The organism is Fluviispira sanaruensis (assembly GCF_004295685.1).
GTDB classification, from domain to species: domain Bacteria; phylum Bdellovibrionota_B; class Oligoflexia; order Silvanigrellales; family Silvanigrellaceae; genus Silvanigrella; species Silvanigrella sanaruensis.
Genome location: NZ_AP019368.1, coordinates 3,385,519 through 3,405,585, shown reverse-complemented (window position 1 = coordinate 3,405,585; position 20,067 = coordinate 3,385,519). Strand labels below are relative to the sequence as shown.

Annotated in this window: 19 protein-coding genes; 9 read left to right on the top strand and 10 right to left on the bottom strand. The window is 32.4% G+C overall.

The genetic code is table 11. From position 1 onward, the window contains the following. Nucleotides 1-625: 625 nt before the first annotated feature. From EZS29_RS14490 to EZS29_RS14455, 8 genes are all read left to right on the top strand, one after another. The gene (locus EZS29_RS14490; RefSeq protein WP_130612365.1) at nt 626-1,033 is read left to right on the top strand and encodes a hypothetical protein; all 408 of its coding nucleotides are present in this window, start codon (nt 626-628) and stop codon (nt 1,031-1,033) included. Nucleotides 1,034-1,349: 316 nt separating this feature from the next. Beyond that, nucleotides 1,350-2,282 carry an ABC transporter substrate-binding protein gene (locus EZS29_RS14485; protein ID WP_172603977.1) on the top strand — a complete coding sequence of 311 codons (933 nt, stop codon included), beginning with the start codon at nt 1,350-1,352 and terminating at the stop codon, nt 2,280-2,282. Nucleotides 2,283-2,406: 124 nt separating this feature from the next. Then, nucleotides 2,407-3,225, top strand: a complete 819-nt coding sequence (gene menB / locus EZS29_RS14480; RefSeq protein WP_130612359.1) for a 1,4-dihydroxy-2-naphthoyl-CoA synthase — start codon at nt 2,407-2,409, stop codon at nt 3,223-3,225. After that, complete coding sequence (locus tag EZS29_RS14475; protein ID WP_130612356.1) at nt 3,222-4,142, top strand: 1,4-dihydroxy-2-naphthoate polyprenyltransferase; 921 nt, start codon at nt 3,222-3,224, stop codon at nt 4,140-4,142. Before menB ends, EZS29_RS14475 begins: the two co-directional genes overlap by 4 nt. A gap of 7 nt (nt 4,143-4,149) precedes the next feature. After that, nucleotides 4,150-4,977, top strand: a complete 828-nt coding sequence (locus EZS29_RS14470) for an NRDE family protein (RefSeq protein ID WP_172603976.1) — start codon at nt 4,150-4,152, stop codon at nt 4,975-4,977. Next, on the top strand, nt 4,964-6,025 hold the full coding sequence (locus tag EZS29_RS14465) for an enolase-like domain-containing protein (RefSeq protein ID WP_130612350.1): 1,062 nt from the start codon (nt 4,964-4,966) through the stop codon (nt 6,023-6,025). Before EZS29_RS14470 ends, EZS29_RS14465 begins: the two co-directional genes overlap by 14 nt. Further along, the gene (locus EZS29_RS14460; protein WP_172603975.1) at nt 6,015-7,214 is read left to right on the top strand and encodes an AMP-binding protein; all 1,200 of its coding nucleotides are present in this window, start codon (nt 6,015-6,017) and stop codon (nt 7,212-7,214) included. Before EZS29_RS14465 ends, EZS29_RS14460 begins: the two co-directional genes overlap by 11 nt. 2 nt (nt 7,215-7,216) lie before the next feature. Beyond that, the gene (locus tag EZS29_RS14455) at nt 7,217-8,449 is read left to right on the top strand and encodes an MFS transporter (protein WP_130612344.1); all 1,233 of its coding nucleotides are present in this window, start codon (nt 7,217-7,219) and stop codon (nt 8,447-8,449) included. Nucleotides 8,450-8,451: 2 nt separating this feature from the next. Here EZS29_RS14455 and EZS29_RS14450 read toward each other — a convergent pair whose 3' ends face one another. After that, nucleotides 8,452-10,332, bottom strand: coding sequence for a DNA repair protein RecN (locus EZS29_RS14450; protein WP_130612341.1), 1,881 nt, complete (start codon nt 10,330-10,332; stop codon nt 8,452-8,454). A gap of 82 nt (nt 10,333-10,414) precedes the next feature. On the opposite strand from EZS29_RS14450, the gene EZS29_RS14445 reads away from it, so the two are divergent. Beyond that, a complete protein-coding gene (locus EZS29_RS14445) occupies nt 10,415-11,449 on the top strand; it encodes a 3-oxoacyl-ACP synthase III family protein (protein WP_130612338.1) in 1,035 nt (344 codons plus the stop codon). Here EZS29_RS14445 and EZS29_RS14440 read toward each other — a convergent pair. The 9 genes from EZS29_RS14440 to EZS29_RS14400 all read right to left on the bottom strand — a co-directional run bounded on the left by EZS29_RS14440 (nt 11,446) and on the right by EZS29_RS14400 (nt 20,065). Further along, nucleotides 11,446-12,111: a hypothetical protein gene (locus EZS29_RS14440; protein ID WP_130612336.1), complete on the bottom strand. Its 666-nt coding sequence runs from the start codon at nt 12,109-12,111 to the stop codon at nt 11,446-11,448. The two genes, EZS29_RS14445 and EZS29_RS14440, sit on opposite strands and share 4 nt — an antisense overlap. A gap of 100 nt (nt 12,112-12,211) precedes the next feature. Continuing rightward, a complete protein-coding gene (locus EZS29_RS14435) occupies nt 12,212-12,982 on the bottom strand; it encodes a substrate-binding periplasmic protein (protein ID WP_130612333.1) in 771 nt (256 codons plus the stop codon). 101 nt (nt 12,983-13,083) lie between these two features. Then, nucleotides 13,084-14,739, bottom strand: coding sequence for a ribonuclease J (locus tag EZS29_RS14430; protein WP_130612330.1), 1,656 nt, complete (start codon nt 14,737-14,739; stop codon nt 13,084-13,086). An 11-nt stretch (nt 14,740-14,750) separates the two neighbouring features. Further along, the gene (locus EZS29_RS14425; RefSeq protein WP_172603974.1) at nt 14,751-16,496 is read right to left on the bottom strand and encodes an AgmX/PglI C-terminal domain-containing protein; all 1,746 of its coding nucleotides are present in this window, start codon (nt 16,494-16,496) and stop codon (nt 14,751-14,753) included. Between the two features lie 29 nt (nt 16,497-16,525). After that, nucleotides 16,526-17,068, bottom strand: coding sequence for a hypothetical protein (locus tag EZS29_RS14420; RefSeq protein ID WP_130612324.1), 543 nt, complete (start codon nt 17,066-17,068; stop codon nt 16,526-16,528). 8 nt (nt 17,069-17,076) lie between these two features. After that, nucleotides 17,077-17,646 carry a hypothetical protein gene (locus EZS29_RS14415; RefSeq protein ID WP_130612321.1) on the bottom strand — a complete coding sequence of 190 codons (570 nt, stop codon included), beginning with the start codon at nt 17,644-17,646 and terminating at the stop codon, nt 17,077-17,079. Next, on the bottom strand, nt 17,591-18,412 hold the full coding sequence (locus tag EZS29_RS14410) for a MotA/TolQ/ExbB proton channel family protein (protein WP_130612318.1): 822 nt from the start codon (nt 18,410-18,412) through the stop codon (nt 17,591-17,593). The genes EZS29_RS14415 and EZS29_RS14410 overlap by 56 nt, the downstream gene beginning before the upstream one ends. Nucleotides 18,413-18,421: 9 nt before the next feature. Next, nucleotides 18,422-18,727, bottom strand: coding sequence for a hypothetical protein (locus tag EZS29_RS14405; protein ID WP_130612315.1), 306 nt, complete (start codon nt 18,725-18,727; stop codon nt 18,422-18,424). A 78-nt stretch (nt 18,728-18,805) separates the two neighbouring features. Continuing rightward, nucleotides 18,806-20,065: a DNA methyltransferase gene (locus tag EZS29_RS14400; RefSeq protein ID WP_130612312.1), complete on the bottom strand. Its 1,260-nt coding sequence runs from the start codon at nt 20,063-20,065 to the stop codon at nt 18,806-18,808. Between the last annotated feature and the right edge of the window lie 2 nt (nt 20,066-20,067).

Sequence of the window (20,067 nt, the reverse complement as noted above, 5' to 3'; positions counted from 1 at the left end):
AGTTCAATTGACACATGATTAAGGTGAGTTTTGATAATGTACTTGACTCAACATTGCAAGTTTCGAATGAGGTGCATGATGATTATAGTCGTAAAATACTGTTCTAAATAATCTTTAACCCAATAAATAAACTAATCTATCCATGATTCTATAGTAATTTGGTTGAAGTTATTCATCAGGCGTAGAGGGAAATGATAAGTACAATAAAAGAGCTTCTCTTTAATATCTTTCGGGTGGCCAACTTAAATGAAATTGGAAGCTTTATTGAGTAGTCCTGACACTATCTTTTAATTTTTTAAATCATCTTACTAAATATCATAATTTATTTTGAATTATCTTCTAAAATAATATTCAATTTTTTTTAAGTAGATTCTTATTAATTTGAAGTTGAAAATTTAAATTAATGATTAATATTTTAGCGCGATAAAATAAAAAAATATTAATATTACTTAATCACTTAATCATTAAAAATATTTTCTATAAAGATTTTTATAATATAAATCCATAACCAATAATAATTCAATAAAAAGACGATTAGATAAAAAGTTGACTTCTAAAAATAAATAATTTAAAAAGCAAGAATAAATTTCTGTAACTGAACAAATATATTCTTAAGGAGATATATATGAAAAAGCTTGCTTATGCGTCTTTAGTTTTATTTTCCACATCTGCGTTTGCGCACAATTTACCTTTAAATTCGAACTGGGAAAGTGATTACGTTGTTGGAAAAGGAGTCTATAGTCTTCAAGTAACTTCAAAAGAAAGTGTTTCAGTAACAGAAGATATAAATTCATGTTTTTTTAATTCCTTAGGTCATGTTGCAGGATGTACAAGAATGGGTGTTTTCCCAACGAATGGAAATTTAGTTGTAAAACCCTTTGCAACAGACCGCATGACTACACTTTACTCACTAGAAAATAGTAACTATGAAGTTGTTCATAATTTAGGTAATGAAGCAAAGGGCTATATTCGTTTACTCAAAGTAGATCAAAATGGAAGAGTAGTAGACTCAGTCAGATTATTCAAAAAGTAACAAAATTGGGGTACTGAACGACAGTGTTAGTTAAAAAGTAGCTCAGTACCTGGATTATTTTCGTATTAAAATCGTCAAAAATTCAATAAGATATTCCTGAAATAAACTTTTTATACCTATGATATTTATAATTAATATAATAAATTTTTTTAAACCGTCAAAATTTATTTATCAAGAATTATTTAACAAAACCCGATAATTTCAAAGTGTTTATATAATATAATTTTTCTAAAAAATCTGAGGAGAAATCAATATAAACAAAGTAATAAGAATTATATTACTAATAAGTTTAATTTTTATTGCGAGTCAGTCTTTTGTGAAAAAGCAAAAGAAAATTCTTATTATTGAAAGTTCTCATACAGAATTAGCTTCAGGAAATAATTATAAGAAGTCTATTTCAGATTATTTAAAAAATAATTATTTAATATCATATTACTCTATGCAATTAAATAAGAATACAAAGAAAAAAAATGAAGAAAATATTATTAATGCATTAGAATATTTTGACAAATTTGAACCAGATTTGGTTATGTTAGCGGATGAGATTGCTTTGAAACTTCTTGGAGATAAATTTAATCAAGCAAAAATTCCTACGGTATACTTAGGTATAAAAAAAGATCCAAATGAATTGATTGCAAAAGATTCTCTTTATATAACTGGCGTGTATGCCAAACCACTGATCTTAGAAACAGCTTCTTACTTAAAACAAGTGTTGCCTAAAACAAAACGTGCTTTGATTTTAGTTGATAGAAGTAAGTCTTCTGAGATATTATATGAAGAAATATTAAAAAATTTGAATAATAACTTCGTTTTTGGTATACATTTTCAAGTGGAATCAATAGAGAATTTTTTAAACTGGCAAGCGATTATTGTAAACTCAAAGAAGAATTATGATGTAATTATTGTTGGTTATTATCAGTATTTAAAAGGAAATTATGATAAAAATATTGATTCAGATGAAGTGATTAAATGGACTTCGATGAATTCGCCTATTCCAATTTTTGGTTTGTTGGATAATTCTGTTGGAAAAGACAAAGCAATAGCAGGAATTGTTGTCACTCAAATCAATCAAGGTTATGAAGCTGCAAAATTAGCAGAAAAGATTTTAATTCACCCACGCGTTTTGCCAAAGTCAATCCCACCAGTATACTTAGAAAAAGGTAGTATTATTTTCAGTAAATTCCAGTTAAAGAAATGGAAAATAAAACTTTCAAAAAATCTGGTTCATGATGCCTACTTTGTTGAATGATAAAAATCTTAGTTATTAAAAATGTTTATTTTTTTTCATTTGATATTGTCCTTATGTTTTATAATGATATAAAAACGGGGCAGAGTTTTACACCTTGCGTTTTTATCGAAATTAGGAGTTAAAAATGAGTATTTGGAGTAGCATAAAATCATTTGAAGATATTAAGCTTGAGCGGACAGAAGATGGAATTGCAAAAATAACTATCAATCGACCACATGTGCGCAATGCATTTCGCCCAGAAACTGTAAAAGAATTATTAATTGCTTTCGAAATTTGTCGCGAAGACTCCCATGTCGGGGTCATTGTATTAACTGGAGAAGGCAAAGAGGCATTTTGTTCAGGTGGTGATCAAAAAGTACGTGGGCATGGGGGATATGTTGGTCAAGATGGTCTTCCTCGTCTCAATATTTTGGATGTGCAAAAATCTATTCGCTCAATGCCTAAACCCGTGGTTGCTATGGTAGCTGGCTATGCAATTGGAGGTGGACACGTCCTGCATATAGTTTGCGACCTCACTATCGCAGGCGACAATGCGAAATTCGGACAGACAGGCCCTAAAGTAGGATCCTTTGATGGCGGGCTTGGGAGCAGCTATTTAGCACGTATCGTTGGTCAGAAAAAAGCGAGAGAAATTTGGTTTTTGTGTAGACAGTACAATGCCCAACAAGCTTTGGAGATGGGATTAGTCAATCACGTTGTACCAGTTGAAGAACTTGAGCAAGAAACCTTAAAATGGTGTCGCGAAATGCTGGCACACTCGCCCCTCGCTTTGCGTTGCTTAAAATCAGCTTTGAATGCAGATTGTGATGGACAAATGGGGTTATTGGATTTAGCAGGCAACGCAACACTTCTCTATTATTTGAGTGAAGAAGCAAAAGAAGGCAAAGAAGCTTTTGTTGAAAAAAGAAAACCAGATTTTAACAAGTTTGGGAGGTTTCCTTGATCTCTATTGAACAAGCACAGGAGCAATCCAAAATAAATGCTTTTATTTTAGCGGCACGACCAAAAACTTTAGCTGCTGCATTTGTTCCCATACTTGTAGCTACAGCTGTTGCATATTCTGAATTAAATGCGAGTGGTTTAAAGGTGCAATGGAGCTTAAGTCTGTTTGCATTGTTAAGTTCTATTTTTATTCAAATTGGAACGAATTTTATCAACGATGCGATCGATTTTAAAAAAGGTGCAGATAACGAAAAGCGTATAGGTCCAAAAAGAATGACACAAAGTGGTCTGCTCAGTTCGAAGCAGGTTTTATTTGGCGGTCTTTGCTGTTTTTTGCTAGCAGCACTTTTTGGCGTTCCTTTGATTGTATCGGGTGGTTTACCTATTTTATTCGTTGGAATAGTCTCAATTATCTGTGGATATATATACACAGGTGGTCCCTATCCTTTGGCATATAAAGGGCTCGGGGAGTTATTTGTTATTTTATTTTTTGGCATCATTGCTGTTTTAGGTGTTTATTATTTACAAACAAATACAATTCATTTGCATGCATTTATTGCTAGTTTACAGATTGGATTATTAGCAACAGTTCTTATTTCAATAAATAATTTTCGTGATTATATTGAGGATAAAAAAGTGCATAAAATGACATTAGCAGCTATATTTGGGAAAAAATTTGCAAGATTTGAAATCGCATTTCTTTTTTCTTTTGCATTTCTATTAAATATTTATTGGTATTTAAGTGGATATATCTTTGTTGCTTTTCTCCCATTGATATCATTGCCATTATCAATTTATGTTACGAGAGGTGTCATAATAAATGAACCTTCTCCAATATTTAATAAATTTTTAGGAATGTCCGCTGCTGTTCAAATGCTTTTTGGTATATTTATGTCAATTGGTTTTTTTATAAGGTAACTAAATTTTGTGCACACTGTTTTTACTTGTGAATCAAATAAAATCAATCCCAATTGCACTCATTTCTAATAGAGATGAATTTCGTGGGAGAATGAGCACTGAAATCCAGGGATGGGATATACAATATCTAACTCGGGGAAATCAATTATTTGGTCCAAGAGATGAAGAACAAAAGGGAACTTGGTTTGCATGTGAAAATAAATGGAAAGGAAAATGGGCGGTTTTAACCAATATCCGTGATCTTAAGGCTTATAAAGATAATATGAAATCGCGTGGCGGAATAATCACTGATTTTTTGCAAAATAATTTATCGTCAAAAGCTTTTTTATCTCAGTTAAATAAAACAGCAGGAGATTATAATTTTTATAATCTTATCTTTTCCGATGAGAATGAGATCATTTTTTTTAATAGCAAAACCTTAGAACAAAAAGTAATATATACTTATGGGGATGAAAGAAAATATATATTTGGTTTAAGTAATGGAACACTCGATTCCGATTGGCCAAAAGTGAGTGTTACAAAAAACATCTTTCTAAAGAATTTTTCTGAACATAAGATAAGTCAGGAGAGCGATTATTATTGGCATTATTTTCGACAAGAAATGATGAATAAAAAAAGATATGAACTCGCAAAACTACCAAACACAGGAGTTTCACAGGAGATGGAGATATTTTTATCCGCGCTTTTTATCGATGGTGATAAATATGGAACCCGTTCCACTCTTTTTTTCGGGATCGAAGAAAAACCAGCAATTTTTATATATGAACAAACATATATGCAAAATGCAGAAATAGAGAACTCTAAAAGAATTCGTGTTCAATATGAAATTTATTGATATTGAAGACCCTTATGCCAATATATCTAAAATTGCAATTTCCCCTTATAGTTTAAAACCCAAATCTATTTTAAATGCAAAAGTAAAAGAGTTTCAAAATAGAGATGGTTTTTTGCTTAAAGTTTTTTTTAAAGATTTGTCAATAGGGTATTCAGATTGTTTTGTCTTTGAAGAGCTCTCAGATCTCCCAATAGCCAGACAGATAGAGTGTCTTAAAACAAAGAATTTAACTGACTCTCTTTATAAGAGCTTGTGCTTTGCAAGAATTGATGCAGAATTTCGAAAAAATAAATTAAATGCTTTTCAAAATATATCTTTGCCAAAAAACCATTGGACTGTAAGTGATAGTCGGTTTTTAACTGAGAAGAATTTAATGTCTTTAAAGGATAATGATTTTCATTTACTTAAAATAAAGTGTGGGAAAATTCTTCAGAATAATTTTGAATTAATAAAGACTAATTATTGCTTATTAAAAGATTTTAATTTTAAATTACGCTTAGATTTTAATTCTACTTTAAGTTTTAAAGAAGCTCTTCAGTTTTTAGAAAATATTAAATATTATTTGGATATAATTGATTATGTTGAGGATCCTTGTCCGTTTAATTTTAGTAATTGGTCTCGTCTGATAAAAGAAATTCAGTCTTTAAATTTAGCATTGGATCATAAATCTGTTCATCATTTAGAAAACTTAAAAGATGAAAAAGATATTTATTTTCAACGTTTAGTAATAAAGCCAGCCCAGCAAATTTTGGCAAATAATAAACTAAAAACTATCAGAGCAAAGCTTGATAAAGTGGTTTTTACAAGTTATATGGATCATCCTTTTGGGCAACTCTGCGCTCTCTATGAAGCCGCTTTATTCTATCATGATCACCCGAAATATGAAGAATATTGTGGGTTTCTGACACACTTTCTATATGAAGAAAATGCTTACTCAGAGAGATTAAGTCTGAATAAAACTCAACTCATACCAGACACTGCTGGCACAGGTTTTGGATATGATGAATTGCTTGAAAAGGAAAACTGGAGAGAAATTTGTGAATATTGATTGGCACTCAAAAGAATACCACTTTTTTATGAACCCACGTATTCCCTTGCAAGAAAGAGAAAGTATAGAAAAAATTGCAAGGGAATTTTGTTTGGAGTCTCATATTTTTCTTGCCACATCGGGCTCGACTGCGCTTTCTAGTAAAGAATTAAAATGGGTTGCGTTAAAAAAAGAAGCGATTTTAAATTCATCTTTAAGTGTTAATAGGCATTTAGAGTGCACGCAAAAAGATATTCTTATCAATACACTGCCTTATTTCCATATTGGCGGACTTTCTTTATATTCAAGAGCTTTTTTAAGTCAGGCAAAACTAATAAATCTATACAGTGAAAATTATAAATGGTCAGCTTTCTGTTTTATTCAAGAAATTATTAAGAGTGGTGCAACTCTTTCTTCACTTGTGCCAACTCAAATCTTCGATATTGTCCAGTTGTCTTTAAAATGCCCTTCTTCTATGCGAGCGATTGTTGTGGGTGGTGGAGCTCTAGCAAAGTCTTTGTACGAAAAAGCAGTTGAGTTAGGCTGGAATTTACTACCCAGTTATGGAATGACGGAATGTTGTTCTCAAGTCGCAACAGCATTGCCATTATTTAATAAAGATTTGGGTTTTGCTCAATTAAAAATTATGGATCATTTACAGGTATGGTGTGATGAAGTTGGGCGGATTTGTATTGCAGGTAATTCACTGCTCTCAGGATATATTTTGCTAAATGGAAAAAATATTGTTTTTCACGATCCAAGAAAAGTATTAAAATTAAATGATGGCAAGGAAATTAAATATATTTCAACTTCCGATATCGGCAAAGTGGATGGGAATTATTTATCAGTCATTGGCAGAAGTGATGATGTTATTAAGATTAGTGGAGAAAATGTTAATCTTGTTTATTTAGAAAGTATTATTTTGGATCTTAAAAGTAAATATTCTATTCAGAATGATTTAGCATTGATTGCTCAAGAAGATTTAAGACTTGGAAAATCTATTGTTCTTGTTATTGAATCAAATGAGCCTTTAATTAATAAAGATATTGATAGAATGCTCAATGAATTTAATAATAAAGTTTTTCCATTCGAAAGAATACGAAATTTTTATATATTAGATAAGATTCCTCGAACTGATCTTGGCAAATTAAAACGCACTCTGCTAAATTCCATTCTTCACAAAATTGTTTCGAAACAATTAAAGGATTAGTTATGGATAATAAAAATTATAAGTTTATAATCTTCTTCCTAGCTATTGGATATTTGATTGACTTTTATGATTTGTCTCTATTTGTCGTCGTGCGAGTTCCTATCTTAAGATCTTTAGGTGTGCCTGAAGAAGATTTCATGCGCATTGGGGCCTATATGTTTAATGCTCAAGCGTTAGGTCTTGTCCTAGGTGGTGTTCTAAGTGGCATATGGAGTGATAAATTCGGTCGATTGTCTGCGGTGAGAATAGGAATTCTTATTTATTCCATTGCAATTATTATAAACGCTTTTACCACAGATATTCAGCTCTTTACCGCAATGCGCTTTATTGCAGCTCTTGGTTTAGCGGGAGAGTTTGCTGCTTCCATCACATTATTAAGTGAAATCTTGCCAGCAGAGAAGCGTGGCTTTGTTTCGGGAGTTGTTTATTCTTTTGGTATAGTTGGCGGAATGCTCGCTGCCTATATTGGCAGTGCTTTTCACTGGCAAACGATGTTTTTAATTGGTGGAGGAGCGGGGTTTATAATTCTTCTTGCAAGAATTTCTTTTGCCGATTCTATTTTATTTAAAAATATTAAGCTTAAGAAAAATATTGCTCGCGGGAATGTGAAACAATTACTTGCAAATAAGGCTTCTGTGCTTAAAATTCTAGCTCTTACTTTTTCAAATATACCTTTCTGGTTTATGGCATTTTTTGTTAATTTCGCGCCTGAAATTGCTAAACAGGTTGGGATGAGAGAAGCTGTCAATCAATCTATATCCTTGGCATTTTACTTTACCGGGTCTTTTTTCGGATCCCACTTATTTCCATATATTGCCAAATTAGCGGCAAGTCGCAGGATCGCTGTCCTTTCGGCTCTTATTCTAATGGTTTGTGCAGTCTCATTATTTGGTTTGGGTTCTTCTCTAAATACATATTCTTTTTACTTTATTTTATGTTTAATTGGCCTTGCCAGTGGATATCCAGGAATTTTTATGGTTTTAGCTGTAGAAAGCTTTGGTACCAATCAGCGTACAACAGCAGCGTCTATGATCTCAAGTCTATCGCGCGCGTCACTCGTTGGAATCAATACTCTTGTTCCATGGCTTGCTCTGCATTATTCTAATATGTGGTATGCCTCAATGATTTCAGTGGCAATTTTTTTCTTTTTGGGGATAATTTCTCTTTATTTCTTAAAGGAAACAAATAATACATCTCTCGATTTCTTCGAAGGAACTGTCGCTAAAAATAATTGATTTTAGAGAGCATGTGCTTGATTCACTAGGTATCTTGCTTGTGCAAGACTTTCTTGGCTAAGAGTTTCTCCTGATAATAAAATTGCTATTTCCGTTAGTTTTTCTTCTTCGCTCGCATGAATTATTTTGGTTACAGTTTTATTATCTTGCAAAACTTTTGTAACGATAAAATGATTTTGTGAGTAGCATGCGACCTGGGGGAGATGGGTGATACAGAGTGCCTGTCGAGAGATTTGACCTTTTTTATTTTTACAAAATTCTGCAAGCTTTTTTCCAACTTTAGAAGCTATATTTCCACTAATGCCTGTATCAATTTCATCGAAAATAAAAACGCTCATACTATCATCACCAAATAAAACATTTTTTATGGCAAGCATTATTCGCGAAAGTTCACCACCACTGGCTACTTTTTCTATAGGCTGAGCTTCAATTCCTAAATTAGTGCTGAGGAGAAATTGTGCTTTTTCAGCACCTGACTTTGTTAATTTAGAAAAAGAATTTAAAAGATCGACTTTAATATTTAAATTTAATTCCGAAAATACTTTAGAAGAATCCGAGTTATTTTCTTTTAAATGACATATGAATTTAGCTTTTGGAATACCAAGTTCAGTCAGTTCCTGTTCAACAGACGTGGAAATGAAACTCAATTTACTTTGCCGCTCAGTGCTGAGTTTGTGCGCAAGTTTTAATGTTTCTTTAAGCGAGTTTTCGCATTTACTTATAAGTAATTTAAAATTTTCTTCTAATATATTTGTTTTATCTAAATAATCTTCGCATTTTAAAGCATACTTTTCTATATCTTGAATATTTGGACCAAATTTTTGCAAAATTTTATTATAAACTTCAATTCTATTTTCAGCTTGGCTTAAAACGGTTTCATCAATTTCAAAATAGGATGAAGTAATTTCATTTTTATGAATAAAATCTTCAATCAGAGCAATAATTCCATCAATTTGATCGGTATTTATTTTGATTTGTGATTGAGCAGTGTTCTTTAGCAGTTTTTCGACATTTCTTTTGCAATATTTTAATTGAGACAAACAATTTGTTTCTCCGCTTTGCATAATTTCATCGATTTCTCGACAAATATTTTTAGTATAATTTGCCTTATTGCCAATCGAAATAATTTCTTCTAATTTTTGAAATTCTGAAGCTGATACATTTGCCTCTCGAATTTGAGAAAGTTCAAATTCATATAAATTTTTTTCTCTCTTCAATAAATTTATTTCTAATATTGTGTTTTTTATTTGTTTTAAAAAATCATTTGATTGATTAAAATTTTCAAGATATTTTTTATGTAATGTAATGGTATTGCAAAACTCATCAAGAAAAAGAGAATGAGAATCGCTATCGAGCAATCTTTGATTTTCAAACTGACTACTGATATCTATTAAGTCAGACGAAATAAGCTGTAGGATTTTTGTACTCACTAAATTTTCATTTACAGTGGCTCGATGTCTACCGTTGCGCTGGATAAATCTTTTTATCACAATTTCTTCGGGCGCATCGTCGAATAATGGAATGCCGAGATCTTCTAGTAATGAAAAGATGTCTTTATTTTTTTTACTTGGGATAAAAATTCCAGTCACTTGAGCGCTTTCGTGACCTGTGCGAATTAAGGCTGTATCTGCACGCTGTCCTCTTAAAAGACAAAGAGCGTCCACTAAAAGCGATTTTCCAGCCCCTGTTTCGCCAGTTATGACATTGAGCCCTTCATGGAAGTTGACAGAAATATTTTCTGCAATAGCCAGATTTTGTATGATAAGTCGTTTTAACATCTTATTTCCTTCAAAAAGTGTTTCTTTTTTTTGCTTTGAAAGGATAAGCACATTTCTGTCAATTTGATCTTTTTCATGGAATGTGTTTTGAGCTTGCGCATTCATGAAAATTTGCAATTATATGCAAGTTTGTAAGAAATTGTGTTCGATTTTCAGGGATCGTCATGTTTAATAGAGGAGCCTTTACATGGCAAAGCAATATAAAATGGTTATGACTCATTTTTCTAAGTATTTACCTCCAGGTAAGGTCACCAATAATGATCTGAGTAAACTTATGGATACAAACGATGCTTGGATAACCGAAAGATCGGGTATTCGTGAAAGACGTTTTGTCGAAGAATCCGTGTCTACTTCAGATCTTGGCATAGAAGCGGTCAAAAACGTGCTTGCAGCTTCTAATTTAAAACCATCTGATTTTGATTATATTATTGCGTCGACTTTGTCACCTGACTATTATTTTCCAGGCATCGCTCCCATTATTCAACATAAGCTGGGTTTTCCAACGATACCTGCTATCGATATTCGAGTCCAATGCAGTGCTTTTGTCTATTCAACTCAAATGGCTGAAGCAATGATTAAAAGTGGTCAATACAAAAGAATATTGCTGGTTTTTTCTGACGTACAAAGCAAAATGTTAGATTTAACCACAAAGGGACGCAATGTTGCTGTTTTATTTGGCGATGGAGCTGCGGCTGTTGTATGTGAAGCAGTAGAGTGTTCCGAGAAAGAAATGCCTACAGTGCAAAATAATATTTCAGGAGTCATTGATACAATTCTAGGCAGTGATGGGGTTGGAGCAGAGCTTTTATTGACACGTTCACCAGGAACGGCAACGAAAGGATTTATGAATTCCGAAGCGATGGAAAATGGTGATTGGCATCCTACTATGGAAGGTCGTTCTGTCTTTAAACATGCAGTGACACGTATGTGTGAAGTCGCAGAAACACTTATGAAACGCCATAATATTTCAGCAAATGATCTTGCCTGCCTCGTCCCACATCAAGCAAATTTAAGAATCAGTGAGATGGTCAGAGAAAAAATGGAATTGCCAAAAGAAAAAGTATTTAACAATATTCATTGCTATGGAAATACAACCTCAGCAACAATTCCAATCTGCATCAACGAAGCTTTAGAACAAGGGCGTTTAAAAAAAGGCGATCTTATTTTGACTGTAGCATTCGGAGCAGGATTCACTTGGGGCGGAAGTTTAATTCGACTTTAACGAGAAAAATCTCCAAAACTCAATTCGAACATTATATTTATTCCGCCTATGCTGGCTTGAGTTGGATCGCTCAGCAAGGTTGAACCATATGTTGTTACTTTGTATGGAAAAGCATAGTGATATCCTGCACCAATACTTGCTGAAAAGTATTTTCCACCAGCAACACCCACCATAACAAATGGTTCTAAAAATAAATAATCCATTAAAATAGATCCATTTGATGTAGTGCTAACTGAGGTAAAATTTAAATTTCCAATACCAAAATAAGAGCCTAATTTTAGATCAATTATACTTAAATCTAAACCATATCCTGCTTTCAACCCAATATTTGCAACTTCATAAGTGCTTGCTGATGTGCTCACAGAGGTTGTTGATGTGTTACCAAATAAGACTCGGCCACCGGTAAAAAAGCCTTTGCGCATGAAGGTGACATCGCCTCCAACAAGTAAAATATCTGCTTGAAATTTAGGTTGTCCTTGGGTCGTTGCAATGGTTGAAAATTTACCATAATCAGGCTGAAATAAAGTCAGAATAATTCCAGCAGATGATTCATTGTTTGCCGCATAGAGTGGGCTTAAATAAAAAAAAAGTAACAAAAATAAATACTTTATCTTTAATAAGAAGACTGAATTATTTTTGAATATTTTAAATGATCTAAGCATTTTTATTCCATATAATAACTATTTCTTTTTTTTATTCGGCAATTTTTTCCAGCATAATAGGAAATCAAAAGTTAGAAATTTGACTAAGCGATTTTTTATCTCAATTAGGTTGTGAGGTTGTTTTTTGAAAATTGCTTAGGATTTTGTCGTAGAGACCACTTTCTTTTATTTTCTTCAATCCGGCATTGAAGCTATCTCGTTTGTTTAATGCGTCCTTAGCTTTCTTTGAAAAAGCAATATAGAGAGCTTCATTGGCGAGTTCTGGTTCTAGGAATTTAAATTGATCTTTAAACTGATCGTTCATTTTATAGATAAGAAAAGTGGCTACGTATTTATCTATATAAACAATATCAACGGTTTTATTTTTTAATTTTAACAAATTAGAAGTATCATTGTTACTTATGATTTTTGTCAGATCCGTTCTTTGATCAAAGTTTTTTTCATTGGCGTAGGCACGCACAACTCCGAATCGGTATTTCTTGAGTTCATCATAAGTTTTGTTTAAATTGTCATATTTATTATAGATGATATTTGAATGGATAGAAATCAAAAATACTAAATGATGATAATATACAGGTTCAGAATAATAAAAATATTTTTTTCTTTCCTCTGTTAAGGAAACTGGAAAAACAGCATCATAATTTCCTATCATAGTTTCATTCAAAGCATTGTCCCAGGGCATAAAATTTGTTTCCATATCATAATTAATCACATCAAAAGCGGATTCAATGATATTTTGTACAATTCCATTTTTCCGCGTGCTCTGCCCTACATATGGATACAAGTCTAATGTGCTTAATTTAATAGTTAAATTTTTTCCGTAAGAATTATTTATTAATAAAAGTAATATTAATAAGGTGAAAATTCTCATAAATAAAATCCATTCATTTTTGAAAAGTCCTATAAAGTCTTATGCGTATCGACAAGCACTCTGAAAACTTTAAGGAATGAATTTTATTTTTAAATAATAATTTAAACTCTTTGAAATAAAATTAATATATTAGCTTTAAAATTAAGTTTTTTTTCAATAAACCTTCTCACGGCAATTCTTAAATCTTCTTGAAGAGCTTCATCGCTGAAATTTCTCTTTTTAAGGCTGAGATCGATTGTGTAATTAAAAATCATTGACATTTTTTTTGAAAGCTCTTGAGCATTTAAAGGAACTCCTTTTAATGTAACCGCTGGAGTGCCAATTAAATCATAACCTACATCTGGAAAAACAAAACTAACAGCAACAACACCTCCATAAATAAGGGCGACACGATCTTTATATATAGGACTTGACTGTGAAAAAATTCCCCCAGGGCAGACATAATCTCTTCCAGAATGAACAGTTTCTACGACGCCTAAGAACTCTGGACCTGCGACAAGAACATCTCCATTTTCTACGAGTATGCAATTTTCTTCAGGTATTCCACATTCCACTGCAAGTTCCCTATGCTGTTTTAAATGCCTAAATGTGCCATGAACTGGCATAAATGCCTTTGGCTTAGCTGTTTTGATACACTTTATGAGATCATCTTGATAGCCATGACCACTTACATGAATATTTTTATCATCTTTTGCAGTTACGACTTTGCAGCCAATACGTGTCAGCTGAGTCACTATGCTTTCAATAGGGCGTTCATTGCCAGGAATAATTCTTGAGGAAAATATAATAGTATCTTGAGCCTCAATTTTAAAATCTGCTACATTATCCCAAGCAATTCGATGCAAACCTGAAAAAGATTCACCTTGGGATCCAGTACAAATAATACAGACTTCATTTCTAGGATAGCGTGACACATCTTGAATTTCGATTATAGTTGTTTCGGCAAAATTCAATAGACCAAGTCTATTTGCAATTTCTGTATTGCGGAAAAGGGAACGGCCAAATAAAGCAATTTTGCGTCCTGTTAATTTAGCGGATTCAAAAATACTTTGAAGTCGCCAAATATTACTTGCAAATGTTGCAATAACGACAATGCCTTCAGCTTTATCTAAATAATCGACTATGCTTGGTAGTACTTCAGTTTCGCTGAAATCAGTTCCAGTTTGAAATGAATTTGTACTGTCACTCATCATTAGATGAACTTTTTTACCATTTATGACTTTTTCGATATTTTCATGGGTCATACTTTTTTCAGGCGGATAATAATCTATGCGAAAATCTCCCATGTGCAATATATTTCCAAGCTGAGTTTCAAAAAAAAGACCTGAGGCATCAGCAATACTGTGATTTACTGGAAAAGGCGTGACTTTTAAATTTCTAAAAAAAACAGTTTGAAAAAAATCCCATTTATTTAATATGGCATCATTGATATTTGCGTCATCAAACTTTGCTTTTATGAGTTCAATAGTAAATTCTGTTCCATAAATTGGTGCAGGATATTTTTTATAGAGATGTGGAAGGGCTCCAATATGATCTTCATGACCATGTGTGATCAGCCAAGCTTCAGGCCAAATTTGGTTTTCATCAATAAATTTTGTATCAGGCAAGATGAGATCAACACCCAAGAGAGAAGCGTCTGGAAATAAAGCTCCACCATCGACAAAAAAATATTTATCCATGACACATAATAGTGTCATGTTCATTCCAATCTCGCCACATCCGCCGAGTGGAATGATTTTTAAAGAAAAATCGTCCATTTAAATTCCAATCACTTTTTCTGCGTCACAATAAATTGAAATGGGTAAGTGACAATAACTGAACCGTTCTTTGGTTTAGGAAAATTCCAAACCGATATCCGAGACTCGATGCAAGTTAACAGATTCTGATCCTGAATGCTTGATTTCAAAACTACAATATTTGCAGCCTTTCCGCTTTCTAAAATGCGCCACCTTAATATTAAGTTTCCTTGCAAGACAGGGTTTTTGCGTAACACAGTATTATAGCATGATCTTAATTCTTCTTTTTTATTAAAAATTGCAAACTCAACCATTTTTATATCAACGTATGCTTTGGGAGGTGGAAGATCTGGTATTTTATAAACACCCGTGGAATACAGAGCATTGTGCCACATATTTGCAAATTCTGTTTCTTTATTTTCATTATCATAAATTCTTTTAATATTCGCAGGAATAATTAAGTTTGTGTTTGTTATCCAAATAACTGGAGTCGATAGTAATGAGGATTGTTTTTCGAGTATTTCTTTATTTTTCTCAATATCCTGATAAAAAGATCTTCTAAAATCTGATGTTTCAGCTATAGATGCATTTCTCTCAGCATCTTTATATTGTTGATATTCTGTATAAAATGACTTAGCAGGTTGGCGGCCAAGTACTTGACCTGTCGAAGGAGGTTCAACAATTCCTATTTTTTTAGCATTAAATTCTTTTGCATAATAGTCTTTTAATATTTCATGTTCACTGGTTAAATATTCAACAATAGCGGCATCTGTTTTTTTGAGTTGGCTTATTCTCTTTATTAATGTAACATATTGGGATTCACCATTATTTCCAGAAAGTGTGGTAAAAAATGCAGGATAAGGTTTTAAATATTGATAATATCTTTCCAATGTAAAAAATGGAATAGATTGATCAATATTCTTATAGTTATCAAAAATCTTTTTTTCCCAATTTTCATAAGGAATTTCATAGTCCATATATTTATGCGCATTACTTAAAAATGGAATTATGGATTTATATTCTTTTCCATCTTCTGCATATTCCCATCTTTTTTGCAATTCTCTGACCCAAAATACAGCAAGTTTAGTAGCATTTTCATCAGAATATTGTGTTTTAAACACAAAAGGAAGCAGTCGTAAATTATCGGGAGCAATAAAACCGAGAGACACTTCTGCAGGTAAATTTATAAGACCTGTTTCGGGTTTCATTGGCGCGTTTAATAACCAAAAAAGCACTGGAACAAAAGCAAGTCCAGTAGCGATTAAACTAATTGGAATAACATTACGTTCTATTGAAACATCATATGGAGGCAAAGCGAATGGATTATTATCAGCGCCTTTTAAACTATTAATTTTCTTTGGTATTTGCTCTTTTTCTATTTTAAATGCAATGTCAAAGCCGCTGTAACGTATTGTTCCTCTTGATCCATACTCGAGTGGAACAATAAGTGGATCTTCTATTGATGTTAATTTTGCTAAGGATCCGCGCGGTGACGTAAACTCTTTTAATTCTCCATATTTATTACCTGAATTTAAAAAACCATCTAAGCGTGGATCTAAAATAATATCAACATAACTTCTGCCAATTTTAAAAATACACATTTCAAGTAAGGTACGAGCATATGGAATAAATAGATCACATGTTGGTTTAGAGCCAATATTTACTTTTTTTGTGAATAATGAAGAGATTTTCAATTTTTTTTCAACTTGGATTGATCCGGTTTGGAAAACGACTAAATGAAGATATGCGTTATCCGATAAGATTTTTTTTCTTTTCATTCCTTTAAAATAATTTCCTGCCATAGAGATTACCTCTCGACTACGAAATCAAAATCATCGTAACCATATTGTGAAAATAATTTCATAATATAGCGAATATCTTTAAATGAAACATTGTTGTCAGACCATATTTTTACTCTTGATATGGAACGATCTTCTATACGCATGAGCATTGATGTTAACATAATATTTTGTCTTCGCTCTTCAAGATACATTAAAAATTCATTTGCTTGTTTAGGTAGGTAAAAAGATTTTCCAGTATCAAAAAAAATTTTAAATCCTGATTCTTTATCTAGAATTAATAAAATAGAAAGTGCTGATCTTCTTTCCGTAAAATAAAATCCAGGATTTATTTTTTTAAGATTTTTGAATTTTGTAAACGTTCTTGTTGTAGATTCCATGACATAAAATTCTTGACGAACTTTAATAGTTATAAGAAATATTATCCAGCTTACAAATGCAGCAATGGCAAGAGAAAAGAAAAAGTGACGAGATGTAACTAAATAAAAAATTTTAGAGCTCTCTCTTTCTTCTTTCCAAACTCCAAATTTTTTGGTTGCTCTCGTAAACATTTACTTCCTCATGGAGACTTAATTGCATCTAAAAAAACAATTGCTGGATATGATTTTTTTAAAGGAGATTTTCCTAAAATTTGATTTTCGAGAGTTATGACTTCGAAAGCTTGTTGTAATATTTCTGCATGTTTTTCATAAGTAAGACTTCTTTCAAAAACAATGCCAAAGACTTTTGCGGGAAATATTAATCTTTTATTTTTGTAAAAACTTATCTTTTCAAGAAAATCCTCTTTCCAATTTTCGCCTAATATAAGTACATCATCATTTGGTTGAGGTGCTATTATACTTTTTAATGAACCAAATAATACATTGTCTTTCAAGAATACAAAAACAGGTGAATTATTTGTGAGAACAGCTTCATTTTTAATGGGTTCCGTTTTTGAGTATTCTGTATTTACAGTTCTGATATTAAAAAAAACAACTTTTCTATCATGCATTTTTACCAGTTCTATAAATGTAAATAAAATTCCAAGACCGACGGTCACAATGAGAGCAAAACCCCAATGTGTCCACCCAAAGCTAGATAATTTCTTCTTCGTCAGGAACTTCTTGTAGACTACCCGCCCCGCTTTCATTTCCTGCTCTCCTTGGTTTGTCATCCATGTCGTCATCCGAATCCATGCCACCAGAAGAAGGAGAATATCCTCCGCCCTGCGAATCATCATTTGAATTGTTATTGTTTGATGAGCTACCACCACCACCCGCAAACATTGGTTGCATTTCTGGTGATAGAATATTAAGAATTACACATAAACTGTGTTCCATTTCTGCTTCAAGTCTCCAAGCAATTGCGTCCAAAATTCCAAAAGGTAACATAAGGACAACAGCTGACACGAGGGAGATAGTCAAAGGTAACAATGCATGGGAAAGTCCAGAAGAAAAGGCAAAGCTTTTTATTCCGAGCTCAAGACCTTCGACCATATGAAATGAACCCCAAATTCCCTGAACTGCGGCAATGGCGCCTAAAAGCACACAGGTGGCTGCTAAATTCGGTAGTTGGTTGATACGTCTACGTATGCGTGGGAAAAATCTTAAGCTCTCTTCAGAGACTGCAGAACGAACACGCATGGGATCGGTTTCATAAGCATCGATAGCTTTGATAGCAAGCATGGGGACAGTCGTTCTCGAAGTTGCACGACTAAAATTTCTAGCTCTTTCCATATCATTTGCAGTGAGCATTTTTTTCATTTGTGTATTGTATTTTTCAAAATTTATGCGGTAAACAAATTGAAGAACAATAAATTTTTCGAAGATGATTATATATCCAACAGCAACAATTGCGAGTAGTACATAAGGGATGACTTCACCATTCCGATACATCATAAATATATCATTTAACATAAAAACCCCTTATTTTTTCATATCAAATTCTAATGATAATTCTTTTTGTGACATTCCTGTTAACTCTTCTGGTCTGTCTAATAAATTAATTAGTTCTTTTTCTGGCATAAAGCCTGTATTGAAAGAATCAAAATCATATTCGAAAGGAGATAGGGGGATATCAGAAACATCAGCTCCTTCTGGTTCACCTTCAATTTTTATTGATTTTCTTTGATCATCTAATGGTTGAGAAAAGCTCTTCCATGAGCAAATTAAACTTATTATAGATAAAGAGTATATAAGACAATTTATATTTATAAGCCTTGAAAAAAGCATTTTTTTCCCTTCAAATACGTAAATTCTATCGCTGAGATATATTTTGAATTAATAATTCTTTAATATCAATAATAAGTATTAATTTTTTTGACTTTTTGTTGTGAAAATTTTGCATCTAGGAAAAATTTTGTACTTCTCTTCAATAGCTTTTATGCGTTGTTGTGCTATATCAGCGACTGTGTGTAAACCGTTATAATTTACAGATTTATTTATTTTTTCATCACTTTGTACACAACAAAATAAATATTTATTTTGTTTTATAAAATTCAAATCATAGACAGCTTGGGCAAGAGTTGCACTGCCAGCAAAGAAATCAAGGCAGAGAATTTTTTCATTTTCATTTTCTGTTTGATACATAGATATGAGATGTTTTAAAAGTCCAACAGGTTTTGGAAAGTCAAAGACTTTTTCTCCGTTGAATAAAGATTTTAGTTGCGTTTCAGCATCTTCATTGCTTTCAAAATTGAGGGTGGCGTCATCTGTAGCGTGCCTCTGTACCTGTTCACTTTCAAGAATACTTCTTCTTAAGCCAAAAGTTTTTGTAATAAAAACACTTTTGTCAAGAATTTCTTGGGATACTCTGAATTTACCGCTGACTTCAGTGCTTTGTAATAGTGTTCCATTTTTAATCACAGCTTCTTGTTTTAGTTCTAAACTGAGAGTGCGATTTGTGTACATCCCTTTTGGATAAACCCCATCTTTACATTTGGCTTTTGTTCCGGCAAGTAAGATGCGGTTTGAAATTGGGTTGGTAAAATTGAGTACAGGGCGGCTTATTTCAGTGCTTTTTTCTCCAACTAATTTCAATAATTTTTTCTTATTTTTTGCAAAAACAAGAATATATTCAATGACGCTCCCTAAATGTTTATCCAAGAATGAGGGCTTATTTTTTTTGCGCCACTTAATAGTGCCAATATGATTATTGATACCAAAAACTTCACGCATTAAGATTGTTAAATTTGCATTTTCACGATCATCTATTGAAACAAAAATAACACCATTCTCCTGCAAAATTTTATGTGCTAAAATAATACGTGGATAAATCATGCAAAGCCAAGCATCCTGATTTTCTAAAGGAGATTTAAAATTATCTTTATAAGTTAATTTTAATCCTGTATTATATGGAGGATCTATATAAATAATATTAAATTTGGTATGAGAGATATGTAGAAATTTAAGTGCTTCAAGATTTTCACTACGGATGAGGATATTATTATTTAAAATAATATTTTGAGATAAAAGAATAGAAGACCCCAATTCATGATAGACATGTAGGGGTTTTTCAATAGCAAGGTTTGCTGCCAGTTCTTTGCCTAAAAAAGAAAGAGTAGCTACCATGT